Origin of the sequence: Microcoleus vaginatus FACHB-2002, assembly GCF_040004035.1 — a bacterium.
GTDB lineage: Bacteria > Cyanobacteriota > Cyanobacteriia > Cyanobacteriales > Microcoleaceae > Microcoleus > Microcoleus vaginatus_C.
Window position 1 is genome coordinate 50799 of record NZ_JAMPLN010000026.1, and the last position, 13162, is coordinate 63960.

A 13162-nucleotide genomic window follows, 5' to 3' on the forward strand; every position below is an offset into this window, starting at 1 on the left:
TAAGAGCCAGCGATCGTGCACAATAAAGACGCCCCTGAGTTAAGCTTGAATTTAATTTTGGATTTGCTTGTAAATTGACTGCACTACGTCGAGCAGGCTCAAGACTTGCTGCCATTCGGGAGCATCGGGGTTGTAGCTTTTGGCGCGCTGAGTTTTCAAACTGTGGTGCAAGAGGGAAAGCAGCGCGTCTGGAGGCTGTAAAGAATTGTCATCTTCATCTGCTGGGGTTTGGGCTGCATTTTCTTCGATGTCTTCTTTAATTTTTTGTGCTCGATCGGCGAGGGCTAAAGATCTGCCTGCAAGGTTTTCCGGCATTTTGGGCTGTTCGGACAAAGACGCGCTGGTTAGTTCTACCAATAGTTGGCAGACTCGATCGACCCATTCGTGATCGTTTACTGAAAAGGAACCAGATTTGAACACTTGCCCGTCAGGTCTTTCCTGAATGCTTTGGACCTTCTGGATCAGAGGGATAGCCTTAACAGTGATGTTTTCCGGGATTCTGGGGATATCTGACAGGGAGCTCCGAGCAATCTCCAGCAATAGTTGGTAAACCTGATCTACCCACTCAACATCTCCCGATTGCGAATTCCAATTATTCATAACTGACGCTAGTGGTTTTCTATATCTAAGACTCGAACATTGACTATCTGCGAAGGAAGCTCTTTTTATGAGCTGCTAACGCTATTAAGACTTACGCGGGCGGGGTGAGAAACCCGGTTTTTGAGCGGATGTTTCGTCGCCTTTCTCCAAGATTTTTCTCAGAAACCGGGTAACGCTGCCGCCAGTCATAACTATTTTTAAGCGCTTCAAATAATAGAAGTGCTAAATTTGTTGCGGTAGGTAGTGCGAAGGAAACACCTAGGGCGAAACCCCGGCATCTCGCTTGCAAGTTCAAATCCGGTTATATAACCATACTACCTGTTGGATCTTATTTACAATTACCTCAATAGGATATTAAGGTTAATTGGTGGTGGGATGGGAGGCGCACCCCCGATCGCGATCGCCCCCACCCGGAACCCTGGCGCCACCGCGAGGATTTGCTGTAGGCTACTGCTATTTTTCTGTGAGATTCCACACACCATCCCAGTTGAGTACATCTGAAAACTGATGCTGAAATAACATACAGCGATCGACGTGCAATTTAGCTGCCTTGTTTTTCGGGTCAACTTCCAGAACGGCGTTAAATTCGCGTTTAGCGTCTGTAAAGGCTTGCTTGGCTTTTGGTTCTAAGGCTTTCTTAAACTCGCTCAGCAGTTTTTTCACCCGATCGAGTCCCAGGTTTTCAAATTCCTCATCTAACATTTCTGCAACTGTCTCGCAAGCCCGACTTTTAATTTTCGCCTGCAATAGCTGCCTGATCTCTGCGGGTTTCAGCCTCTTGATTTGGGGATTTGAGGGTTCTAAGATGTCTGCTTCCAAGAGCTTTTTGACTTCGCCTTCTTGCAAGTATTTAATATCGTCTGCTGATAAGGGCTTGATTTTTGCTTGCAGCAGCATTTTGGCTTCGTCTTCCGAGAGGTTTTTGATTCCTTCCAATTTCAGCAGTTGGATTTCTGGCTGCAACAGTACGATGAGTTTGTCTGCTTCGGACAGGTTTTTCGGGTCGTACTCTGACAGCTTTTGCAGTTGATATAACAGCTTCCTTAGTTCGTGTTCCAACTGTTGCTCTAGATTGTAGGACAGTTTCTTAATCTCTGCCTCTGGCATTTCGGCGACATCCTTTAAGATGTTTTTCACCTCACTTCCTGAGAGTCTTTGGCTAACTGGAGTTTTGTAATATTCGCGCCCCTTGGTGTAATGTTCTATAACTTGTTGCTGTGTTTCGGTTAGTGACTTGCCCACTGGCGAGTATCCCTCGCGGATGCCGACGAGTTCGTAAACGATTACGGGTTCGCTTTTGCCTTTGACAGTAATAAAGTCGAGTTCTCGCACGTAGAGGCGATCGGCATAATCTCGGTAAGTATTGTCGCTGATGATCAAGTCTGTGCCGTACTGCTTGCTAGCGCCTTCTAAGCGAGAGGCGAGGTTTACGCCGTCTCCGATCGAAGTCAATTCCATGCGTTTGCTACTACCGATGTTGCCGCTGACAACTTCATCGGAATGCACGCCCATACCGATGCCGATCGGCAATTCCCCATGTGCCATACGCTCTCGATTAAACTCCGCCAGTTTTTCCCGCATTTTCACCGCCGTTTGCATGGCGCACCAAGCATGATCCTCTAGGGGCGCTGGAGAGCCAAAAACTGCCATCAGAGCGTCACCGATGTATTTGTCGAGAGTCCCTCCGTACTCGAATACGACATCTACCATCACTTCAAAATATTTATTCAGCATCACTACCACTTCTTCGGCTTGCAATTTTTCCGTAAGTGTGGTATAGCTGCGAATGTCTGAGAACAGCACCGAAACGTTTTTGCGCTTACCGCCCAATCCAGTATCGCCTGAAGCTAACAAAGCTTCGGCTACTTCTGGAGTCATGTAACGGTACATCAAGTTTTTGATTTGCTTGGCGCTGCTAATATCTTCCATGACGACTAACGCGCCGTTGACCTTGTTGGGGTCGGTAGCGTCAGTCATTGAATTAATGGAGAGATTGATACTCTGCCCTTCTCCTTCCAAGGAAAGCAAAACTTGATCCGGGTAATACTGCTGGCGGTCCTTATCGTCTTCGGGAGACAAAGACGCATCAAACCATTTGGCAAAATCGCCTTTTTCTAACTTAATTAACTCGCGCAAAGATTGACCTTCGGCTAATTCTGCATCGCTGACACCCAGTAATTTTTTGGCACTGGGATTGGTCGCTACTATATTGCCTTTTTTATCTGTAGAAATCACGCCGTTAGTCAAGGCGTGCAGCATATCTTTTTGTCTTTGTTCTTGCTGTTTGACTTCGGCAAACAGTTTGGCGTTTTGTAGGGCGACTCCTGCTTGGATGTTAAACGCCTTCATAAATTCCAGATCGTTGCGATTGAAACTCGCTTTCCACTGATCGGGGGCGTGAGGCCAATCTTGGGGGTTGTAGGGGGGGAATTCTCCTTGTTTTTTTTTGTTGACTAATTGGGTGACGCCAATCAATTTTTTGTCCGAGTTAAATACTGGCATACAAAGCATACTGCAAGTGCGGTATCCAGTTTTTTTGTCTGTTTGTTTGGCTGTTTCGGCGCGGGGGTCATCGTATACGTCAAAGGGAATTAGCAGCGGTTCCCCGGATTCGGCGACGATGCCTGCAAAACCTGCTGTTCTGGGTATGCGAAGTTCTTTCAGGCTGCCGGCGAACGGGATTTTCGTCCACAGTTCGTCTTTATCTTCATCGATCAGCCACAGGGTGCTGCGATCGGCGTTCATGAGTTCTTGGGCCTGATCCATCACCCTTTTTAGGGTATCTTCTAAGTCTAAACTGCTCTGAGAAAGAGCGTTGACAGCATTCATCAGCGCTGTCGCTGCCCGTTGTCTTTGAGTTGCTGCGTAGAAAGATTTAGAAGACTCTAGAATTAGGCGAATCGACGGGGCAAATTCTCGAAAAACTTGTTCGTCTTCTTGAGTAAATCCTGCCTTGTCAATCTGTGATTCTAAAGTACCATAATGTTCGTGGTTGGGTTTGAGTTTATTAATCAGTTGAACTACTGCTACTAACTCTCCTGTTTCTTCGTTGATCAGGGGCATCGCCAGCATTGTATAAGTGCGATATCCTGTAGTTTCCTCAACTTTTTTGGCGTTAGCAGAGCGAGGGTCGTTATAAAAATCATAAGGAATGTTCACCACTTTTTTTTCCGTGGCTACTTCTCCGGCAATGCCCACATGGGCGGGAACTCGGATCTCTAGACTTTTGCCATTTTCGTCTTTAGCGACGATCGCCCAGAGTTCATTCTTTTCTTCGTCTAATAAAAATATCGTGCTGCGAGCGGCATTCAGCAATTCCCCTGTTTTGAGGGTAATCGACTGCAACATCTCGTTGAGGATGGCATCAAATCCCTCGCTCTCCAGGATATTGTCGAGCATTCCCAGGGTTTGATTGACAACCTTAAGTTTGTCTTCTACTTCCTTAACTACTACTGTGAAACTTTGCTTATTTAGAAGGTCGAGAATGCCGGAGAGGTTTCCTTGGCGCGGGATAATTGCACCGCTTCTAATTTCCGGGGGAGAATAATGTTCCTGATGATGATTTTCACCGCCGACAACAGCGACATCAATCACGTTGTCCAGAGAAGAGTAATTGGTGGAAGATGCAGATTTCATAGACCTTTACAGAAGCTTAAGTGTAAGGGTTAGTCTCTAAGCGAAGAGAGCGGGGAAGTGGATTAGTGAGTCACCTGTCGCACAAGACTCAAGTATGTGTGAAAGTATTTCCCAGTTTACAGAACTCCGGCCACAAGGCAAGGGAAATTCAGTTCGCCTTGCTGCTGAACGGAGGGTGGGAGAGTAACGAGGCGGTGGGAGTGCTGCAATCTTTTTAGAGATCGCGAATCTTGTTTAAATGGTTTATTAAGTGATTTTGACATTGTGCGTGCCTGGTTTAAGTAAGTTCTGCCGATCTTTGAGCCGATCGCCCGCACGAACATGAATGCGTACTGGCGGGAGGACTGCTGAAAGAGGGGTGGCCTTGTGGGACTAGCCGCAATTGTGACACTACCAGTTGCTAGTGATGTGTGCCCTTCTCTACACAATTGTGGTTTTTAACTAGAATTTCTCTCTATTTTGCTGCTCTTAGCATTCATCCCACTAAATTCACAGGGCTTTGAGCTTTTTTTTGTAAAATTTGCGGTTGATATTTTTAGTGTAACCTCCGACTCGGAAAAAACTCCGCCTTTTAACCCCCCAATCGGCTTGAGGGTGTGATTAGGGTTGGGCAGACTGAGTTTGGCGCAATCCGGCGGCTTCGACAAGCAGGGATTCGGCGAAGGCGATTGCTTCTGTTGCTGAGCGGCCACTGGCGAGTTGGGCCAGTTCTTCCCGCCGCTGCTCACTGTTGAGGGCGGCAACTCTGACTACTGTGCGTTCGACTGGTTCTGAGTCGGCTGCAGGTTCGCCGATACTTGGTTCTGCTTCGATCGTCTGTTTGTTGACGCGAAAATGAAAATCAGCCATCGCGGCGATCAGCGGCTGGTGGGTGACGCAGAGAACTTGGTGTTTGTCGGAAAGTTGGTAGAGTTTTTTGGCGATCGCCCCGGCGACTCTCCCGGAGACTCCAGCGTCGATTTCGTCAAAAATCAGCGTACCAGCACTTTCTATTTGGGAAAAACAGGCTTTGATGGCGAGTAGAAAGCGGCTCATTTCTCCCCCGGAGGCGATCGCGCCCAGAGGTTGCAGGGGTTCGCCCGGGTTGGGGCTGAAACAAAAGGCGATTTGGTCGGCACCGGTCGCGGTTGGGGTACAAGGCGACATCTCGACTTGAAATTGCACTTTTTCCATTGCTAACGGCTTAAGTTCTCCTACGAGGTGCGTTTCTAGTTTGAGGGCGGCTTCGCGCCGCAGAGTGGTCAGGTGGCTGCAAGCGTCTTTTAATTGCTCTAAAGCGTTCTGATATGCGAGTTCTAAGGCTTCCATTGACTCGCCTCCTTCTAAAAGTTCATTTAGTTCGTTTTGAATGCTTTGGTAGTAGGCGATCGCTTCTTTGAGCGGCCCGTATTTGCGACAAATTTGTTTGAGTTCGCGAATCCGATCTTCTACTTCTTCGAGTCTTTCGGGATCTGCTTCTAATTGTTCGCCGTAGCTGCTAATTTGCCGGCTGGCTTCTGTGGCTTGAGCTAAAGCATCGCTGACCATTTCTAAGATTGGTTGCAACTGCACATCGTAAACCGCCATGTCGCTTAAAATTACTTCGGCTTTGCTCAACAAGTCGGCGGCTGAGGCGCTGTCGCCCTCGTTTTGGTACAGGGCTTGGTGGACTTGGTAACTCTGCTGCTGCAATTCGACGACGTGGCCCAGCCGGATTGATTCGTGTTCTAGCTGTTCAAGTTCGTCGGCGTCTTCGATGTGGGCTTCGCCGAGTTCTCGGACTTGGTATTCTAACAAATCAAGTCTTTGCAGTCGCTGCTGTTCCGACTGACGCCTGCGTTTGAGGGCTGTTTTGGCGTTGTTGGCTCCCAGCCACGCGGAGGCGATGATCGATCGCGCTTCAGCGAGCTTTTTGCCGCCGTATAAATCGAGCCATTCTCGCTGGAGGGTTTCTTGTCCGAGGTGGACGGTTTGGCCTTGGGCGGTAATTTCGACCAGCCGATCGCGCAGTTGGTCCATTAACTGGCGGTTGACGAGAATTCCGTTCAAGCGGGATCTGGTGCGTAGAGCACCGCTTGATGCGTTAATTTCCCGGCTGCAAACGGCTAAATTTCCGTCTATGGGTTCGATTTCTTGCTCGCCCAGCCACAAAGCTGCGGCTTTGTCCAATTCAAAGGTAGCTTCCAATATTGCCCGCGCTGCTCCGGTGCGAATCGATCGGCGATCGACTTTCCCGCCCAAAACTGCATCGATCGCATCTAGGATAATCGATTTACCAGCGCCGGTTTCCCCTGTAAATACGTTCAAACTCGGGCCAAATTCTAGATCTAGGCAGTCAATTAAGGCAAAGTTTTCTATTCGGAGGTATAGCAACATGAGGAATGGGGAATTGTTAATTGTTAATTGTTAATTGGTAATTGGTAATTGCTAATTGCTAATTGGAGGGAGAGCCTGGAAAATTATTGATACCCAATAACAACTGTCAACTGTCAACTGTCAACTGTCAACTGTCAACTGAGTTCTGCTATGGTTTCAACCACCCAAACAAATCTCCTACCGTCAGCCGCAATTCTGCTGCCCAATCTGGAACTGGCAACAATTCTTCGGGTTTTGCTAAAATTTCTGGTTGCTTTCCAGGGGGATAAATTAATATCGATCGCACCATCGGATCGATCAGCCAACCCATTTTAGTGCCGTTTTTCAGACAGTGTAAAATATTCCCAGTTACTTTAGTTTGACTCTGGCCTGGAGACATAATTTCAATTGTCCAATCTGGGTAAGTTTCAAATACATTAGCAACATCCCCATTTTCCTCAACTGGTATTCTTTCCCAAGTAAATACTGTGACATCGGGCACGATTGATCTGCCGCCAAAAGTACACCGTAATTCAGGAAAAGCTAAGCCAATTTTCTGAGTTTTAACTGCGACATTGATGGCTGGGACTAATTCACATTGAATCCGGCTATGTTTGCCTTGTGGCATAGGCTTTTGGATAATTTGACCGTTGATATATTCGCTAGCTGGTTCTGTTTCTGGCAGTTTTAGAAACTCTGACAAAGTTAGTATTTTTGTTGGTTGTATCTGTACCATTTTTTACTCCTTTTCATTGAGTAAGCCCAAGTGTTTTCTAGCAGCAACCGTTACTATTCTCCCGCGATTGGTTCGCTGCAAAAATCCAATTTGCATTAAATAAGGTTCGTATACATCCTCAATGGTTTGAGTGTCTTCTCCTGTAGAAGCTGCGAGGGTTTCTAAGCCCACTGGGCCGCCGTTAAAGTTCTCAATCATTGCTGTCAAAATCCGCCGATCAGTCCAATCTAAACCTAGCGGATCGACGTTAAACAATTCCATGGCTAGTGAGGCAACTTCGGCATCAATTGGCTTTAAATTTTTGACTTCGCTGTAGTCTCTAACTCGTCGCAGCAAGCGGTTAGCGATCCGGGGGGTTCCGCGAGCACGGCGGGCAATTTCTGTGGCTCCTTCTGGGGTGATTTGAGTGTCGAGAACTTGGGCACTTCTTTGGACAATTAGACTAAGTTCGTCTATTTCGTAGTAGCGCAATCTTTGGATTAAGCCGAAGCGATCGCGCAATGGAGATGTCAGCGACCCGACTTTTGTGGTTGCTCCTACTAAGGTAAATGGTTTCAGGGGAATGCTGCGGATTTTGGCGCTTTTGCCTTGACCGATCGTAATATCTAACCGACAGTCTTCCATCGCCGGATAGAGGATTTCTTCTGTAACTTTAGATAAACGGTGAATTTCATCTATAAACAGCACGTCGCCTGCTTTGAGGTTGATCAGCAATCCGACAATATCTCGCGGTTTTTCTAAAGCTGGGGCGGTGGTGATTTTGCATTCAACTTCCATTTCTGCTGCTAGAATTAGCGACATTGTGGTTTTTCCTAACCCTGGAGGCCCGTAGAGTAACAGGTGATCCATAGGTTCGCCGCGAGATTTAGCTGCTGCAATTGCGATCGCCAAAACTTCTCTCAAGTCTTTTTGCCCGATGTATTCAGCTAGCCGTTGGGGTCGAATTTTGTCGTCTTGTTTGCTGTTGATTTCGTCGGGTAGTTCTTGCGATTCTAGCAAAGATTCCGCCGGGGGTTTGGCGGCTTTTTTGCGACGGGCCGGGGCTATGTCTTCAGGTAGATTTGGGTCGGGGGGCTGTTGTTTGGAGGATATAATAGCCATATTTATCTGCGTTCGGGCAGCGGGAATTGTTTACACTTGTTAGCAGAATCTTTAAAATTATTGAGTTCGTTATGAGTATTCCATCTTCTTTGTTAGCATCGGAAAGCATAACTTTTGAGGGGGCGATCGAGCTGACTCAATCTTTACTGTCGTTCATTGAGGCCGATCGACTTTTACAAGCCGACATCCAGCAAGCTGTTACATCTCTGGTGAAAACACAGAACGGTGCTAGGGGTTTTTTTGTCACCTATCTAACGGACGATGGACAGGAGGCAGATCACCCGTCACCCGGAGTAGTCGAGGCGCTGCGATCGGCTCCTGAGATCGTAGCAGAACTGCTGGTGAAAAATTTGGCGATGTCGGCGGCAATGGTTGTACATCATTCGCGCCAGCAAAAGGAGGAAATGGCGGCCGATTCTGCTAGAGTGCAGGAGCGATCGCGCAATTTAATTCAAATGCTGCAAATGCCAGCCTGTCAAACTATAGCGTCGCAAATGCTAGAAAGTTTGCAGAGTGCCAACGGCGAGTATCAAAAATTTTTCCAGCGGTGGGGCTACGACGACGAGCAAAAACTAGCGATCGGTTCGGCAGTTCGATCGGCGATCGGCTAAAATAACCTCCGAAGGAAGGGGAAAGAAGAAAGAAGGAAGAAGCCGAAGCTAGGGTGGCAGATGCTTGATCAAAGCGGCGGGGCTGTGGAATAATTGCGGTTTAACAAAAGCTGCACCATTGTAGCTTGAGTTGATTTAGGTGTGAAGGTAGTGAACGAGGGCGAAAAAATTGCTGAGAACGGTGAAAGGAGTTGCCCAAAAGGCCAGAAGGCTGGGCCGGCGGCGGCAGGCAAGTACGCCCCGGCGGTGGGCGAAGCTGAATCTGCTGGCAACATTGGTGCGCCGGGACTTGGAAGCTCAATACAAAGGCTCGATTCTGGGCAATTTGTGGCCACTGCTGAATCAGCTATCGCAATTGGTGATTTACACATACGTATTTTCGATCGTCCTCAAGGTAAAGCTCAGCCTTGCAGGCTTCCCAGAAAACAGCGACATTACATTTGGAGTCTGGTTGTTTGCAGGTTTGCTGCCTTGGACTGCCTTCACCAGCGGTTTGATCAAGTCGGGAGTATCGGTGGTGGGGCAGCCGAATCTAGTAAAAAAAGTGGTATTTCCTCTCGGTTTGCTGCCCCTAGTGCCGATTTTTACAGCTTTTCTTGAAAGTTCTCTGGGTTTAGCAGCTTTGATTGTGATAGTAGCAGTGTCGTCGCAAAAGCTCAACGCTACTTTATGCTTGCTGCCACTGGTATGGGTGCCTCAGTTGCTGATAACTGCTGGTTTGGGATATTTGACAGCGGGCTTGACTGTATTTTTGCGAGACATTCCTCAGACATTAGGTGTTATTCTAAATTTTTGGTTTTATTTGACGCCGATCGTCTACCCAGCATCAATCATCCCCCAAGAGTGGCGAGGGTGGGTATTTTGGCTAAATCCAATGGCCGCCATCTCGGAGGTTTATCGAGACCTCATACTGCTTGGAGAAGTGAAGCATTGGGGCGAATGGGGTGTCGCCACGCTGATTTCTGCTGTTATATTTTGTGGAGGTTTGGCGGTTTACCGGCGTTTGCGTCCCGCTTTTGCTGACGTGCTGTAAATTTGTGTGATATCTACAGTCAATCTAAAATCTAAAATCTAAAATCTAAAATCTAAAATCGATTGTGCTGTAAATATGTTTGAGATTTCAAGTCAATCTAAAATCTAAAATCTAAAATCTAAAATCGATTGACTGCCGCCAATGACAGAAAATGTAATTTCACTAAAAAATGTTTCCAAATGCTTTAAGCGGTACGATCATCCAGGAGACCGCTTAAAGGAAATTATTTACCCCAGCAAAAAACTTGCTGACGAATTTTGGGCCCTACACGACATCAATCTGGAAATTCCTCAAGGACAAACTCTGGGAATCGTCGGTCGCAACGGTTCGGGGAAAAGCACTCTCCTGCAAATAATTGTGGGGACGCTAACGCCTACCGCAGGAAGCGTGGAGGTTAAAGGGCGAGTCTCCGCTTTGTTGGAACTCGGAAGCGGGTTTAACCCGGAATTTACCGGGCGGCAAAATGTGTTTTTTAACGCTCAGTTACTGGGATTCAATCAAAAACAAACTGAAGAAAAGTTTGACGATATAGCTGCTTTTGCTGATATTGGGGATTTCATCGAACAGCCAGTCAAGACTTATTCTAGCGGTATGTTTGTCAGGCTAGCTTTTGCCGTTGCGACGAGCGTCGAGCCAGATATTTTGGTGGTTGACGAAGCTCTTTCGGTGGGCGACGAAGCTTTTCAACGCAAGTGTTTTGCCCGCTTACAAAGCATTCAGGAAGGTGGCGGAACAATTTTATTTGTTTCTCACGCTGCTACTTCTGTGGTGCAACTTTGTACGTCGGCGATTTTAATGGATAGCGGTGAATTGCTGCTCGCTCACACGCCGAAGGTGGTAATTTCTAAGTATCAAAAGCTGATTTATGCCGATCCGGATCAGGTTTTGGGGTTGAAGTCAGATATTCGAGCTCTGAACCAACTCACAAAACAGGAAAGTCCAGACCACCTTCAGGATGCTAATTTAGAAAGCACAAAGAGGGAAGTTAAACCGGAGCAACATCTCTCCAAACCCCAGGAATATTACGATGAATTTTACGATCCGGGGATGATACCGTCGAATACGGTAAGGTATCCGTCTCGCGGAGCGGAAATTATCAACCCCCACATCGAGACGCTGAAGGGAAATGTGGTAAATCACTTGATCGGTCGTCAAGATTATATTTATACTTACTCTGTCACTTTCTCCCGGTCAACTTCCAAAGTTAGGTTTGGAATGTTGATTAAAACAATTAGCGGTTTTGAGTTGGCGGGTGCTTCTTTGAAGGCTTCTACTCAGTCAGTGAGGTATGTGGAAGCAGGAACGACAATTGTAGTGAAGTTTCATTTTAAATGTTTGCTGAATCCCGGTGTTTATTTTCTGAATGCTGGGGTTGTGGGAACGGTAGATGGAGATTTAACTTATCTGGATCGCTGTGTTGATGTGGCGATGTTTAGAGTTCAGTCTTGTACGGAGTCTTGCGGTAACGGCATCGTTGACTTGCTAATCGAACCGTGTTTAACTGTTGTTAATGCTGATTCTCTAGTGAAAGAGCAGTCAACAGAGGTTATCTAAAATTCTGTAAAAAAAACAATGAGCGATATCAATTTAGATTTAGTCGAAAATCCCGTAATCACAGCATTTATTCAAGATCAAGCTAAGTTTCCGGAAATTTTTAAACTGAATATCTGCGAAGACGATGAAATGTATTTGTTCAGCTTGAACAACGTCAAAGACGATCGCGATCGGGCTTTGGTGCGATATTATTCAATCGGGCGTCGCATCTTGGATACAGTTAAACAAGTTGTGGAATGGCATTTTGGCAGTTTTGAAAAAGTACCCTCTTTTCTAGATTTTGCCTGCGGTTACGGTAGATTTACCAGGTTTTTGATTCAGGAAATACCGCCGGAACGAATTTGGGTTTCTGATATTTATGCTAACGCGGTTAAGTTTCAAACTGAATACTTGGGCGTCAACGGTATTGTCTCAACTGGAAAACCAGAAAATTATTTAATTGACCGCAAGTTTGACTGCATTCTGGCTAATTCTTTTTTCAGCCATATGCCGGAAAGGACTTTTACAAGTTGGTTACAAAATTTGTACGATTTGTTGACTCCTAACGGCATTTTGATGTTCAGCGTTCACGATGAGTGTTTGCGCCTAGCCAATATAGAAATGCCTGCTAATGGTATTTTGTTTAGTCCTCAAAGCGAAAGCCAGTCTTTAGATAAGGAGGAATACGGCACAACTTATGTAACTGAAAAGTTTGTGAGAGAATGTGTCGCGCGAGTTAGCGGAGGCAAAGCTTTTGTTCACCGCATCAAAAAAGGCATCTGCAGATTTCAGGATTTGTATGTTGTCACAAATGAGCTAGTTAGAGATTTTTCGGAGTTGAAATTCAATCATCACCCGGAAGGATATATTGATGTTGCTGCTTTTACTAATAAGGAGAATTTGTATCTAGAAGGATGGGTAGCTGATGTGAATCCCAACGGTCGAATTGAGGAGCTGCAAGTGCTGGTAAACGGCGAGGTTGTACAGAGGTGCGAGCCTTTTTACGATCGCCCAGATGTAGCGGGATATTTTGAAACTAATGGGGCTTTGCAGTCGGGTTGGAGCTGTTATTTACCCAAAAACACTGTAGGGCTGCAGGATGTGTTAATAGTCAAAGCAATCAATAACTATGGTTGGGAATGGATTCTGGAAACTTGCACTGTTAAATCGCTGGTTAACCAAAGACAATCGCAGTCTTTGTTGGGTTCTACTCAGACAAAACTCAAATTACTCGAGACTCAGTTAGAGTCGGCTAGGATAGAATCGGAGCAAAATCAAAGTAAGTTAATGATTACTGAAACAAAGTTGGAAGAATCTCAAACAAGTTTGCAAGAAGCTCAAACTAAATTAGTTTCAGCTCAAACGCAATTGGAGCAAACTCAAAATCAGTTAGTATCTGTGCAAATGCAGTTGGAGAAAACAGAAAATCAGTTAATTAATCTTAAGCAAGAACTAGAGCAAGCGAAGTGTCGAGTTTTAGCAATGGAAAGCAGCAAGTTCTGGAAGATCAGAAGCGCGTGGTTTCAAGTCAGGCGCTCCTTGGGCTTAGCAGGAGAGTAGCGAATAAATTTGGTGTGG

9 protein-coding genes are annotated in these 13162 nt (G+C 46.3%); 4 read left to right on the forward strand and 5 right to left on the reverse strand.

What is annotated here, in order from left to right; all coding sequences use genetic code 11:
* Positions 1-51: 51 nt before the first annotated feature.
* The 5 genes from NDI35_RS20930 to ruvB form a co-directional block, all read right to left on the reverse strand.
* On the reverse strand, positions 52-600 hold the full coding sequence (locus NDI35_RS20930; RefSeq protein WP_445314410.1) for an inorganic pyrophosphatase: 549 nt from the start codon (positions 598-600) through the stop codon (positions 52-54).
* A gap of 453 nt (positions 601-1053) precedes the next feature.
* On the reverse strand, positions 1054-4236 hold the full coding sequence (locus NDI35_RS20935; RefSeq protein ID WP_445314411.1) for a GAF domain-containing protein: 3183 nt from the start codon (positions 4234-4236) through the stop codon (positions 1054-1056).
* Positions 4237-4836: 600 nt separating this feature from the next.
* Positions 4837-6591, reverse strand: a complete 1755-nt coding sequence (gene recN / locus NDI35_RS20940; RefSeq protein WP_445314412.1) for a DNA repair protein RecN — start codon at positions 6589-6591, stop codon at positions 4837-4839.
* 148 nt (positions 6592-6739) lie between these two features.
* Positions 6740-7306 (reverse strand): Uma2 family endonuclease, encoded by a 567-nt coding sequence (locus NDI35_RS20945; RefSeq protein WP_445314413.1) that lies wholly within the window; start codon positions 7304-7306, stop codon positions 6740-6742.
* A gap of 3 nt (positions 7307-7309) precedes the next feature.
* On the reverse strand, positions 7310-8407 hold the full coding sequence (gene ruvB, locus NDI35_RS20950; RefSeq protein WP_445314414.1) for a Holliday junction branch migration DNA helicase RuvB: 1098 nt from the start codon (positions 8405-8407) through the stop codon (positions 7310-7312).
* Between the two features lie 71 nt (positions 8408-8478).
* Here ruvB and NDI35_RS20955 point away from each other — a divergent pair, with 71 nt between their 5' ends.
* The 4 genes from NDI35_RS20955 to NDI35_RS20970 all read left to right on the forward strand — a co-directional run bounded on the left by NDI35_RS20955 (position 8479) and on the right by NDI35_RS20970 (position 13144).
* On the forward strand, positions 8479-9018 hold the full coding sequence (locus NDI35_RS20955) for a sll1618 family protein (RefSeq protein WP_445314415.1): 540 nt from the start codon (positions 8479-8481) through the stop codon (positions 9016-9018).
* 181 nt (positions 9019-9199) lie between these two features.
* Positions 9200-10051, forward strand: a complete 852-nt coding sequence (locus tag NDI35_RS20960; RefSeq protein WP_445314435.1) for an ABC transporter permease — start codon at positions 9200-9202, stop codon at positions 10049-10051.
* Positions 10052-10192: 141 nt separating this feature from the next.
* Entirely contained in the window at positions 10193-11605 is a 1413-nt protein-coding gene (locus NDI35_RS20965; protein WP_445314416.1) for an ABC transporter ATP-binding protein, read from the forward strand.
* A gap of 18 nt (positions 11606-11623) precedes the next feature.
* A complete protein-coding gene (locus tag NDI35_RS20970; protein WP_445314417.1) occupies positions 11624-13144 on the forward strand; it encodes a methyltransferase in 1521 nt (506 codons plus the stop codon).
* Positions 13145-13162 lie beyond the last annotated feature (18 nt).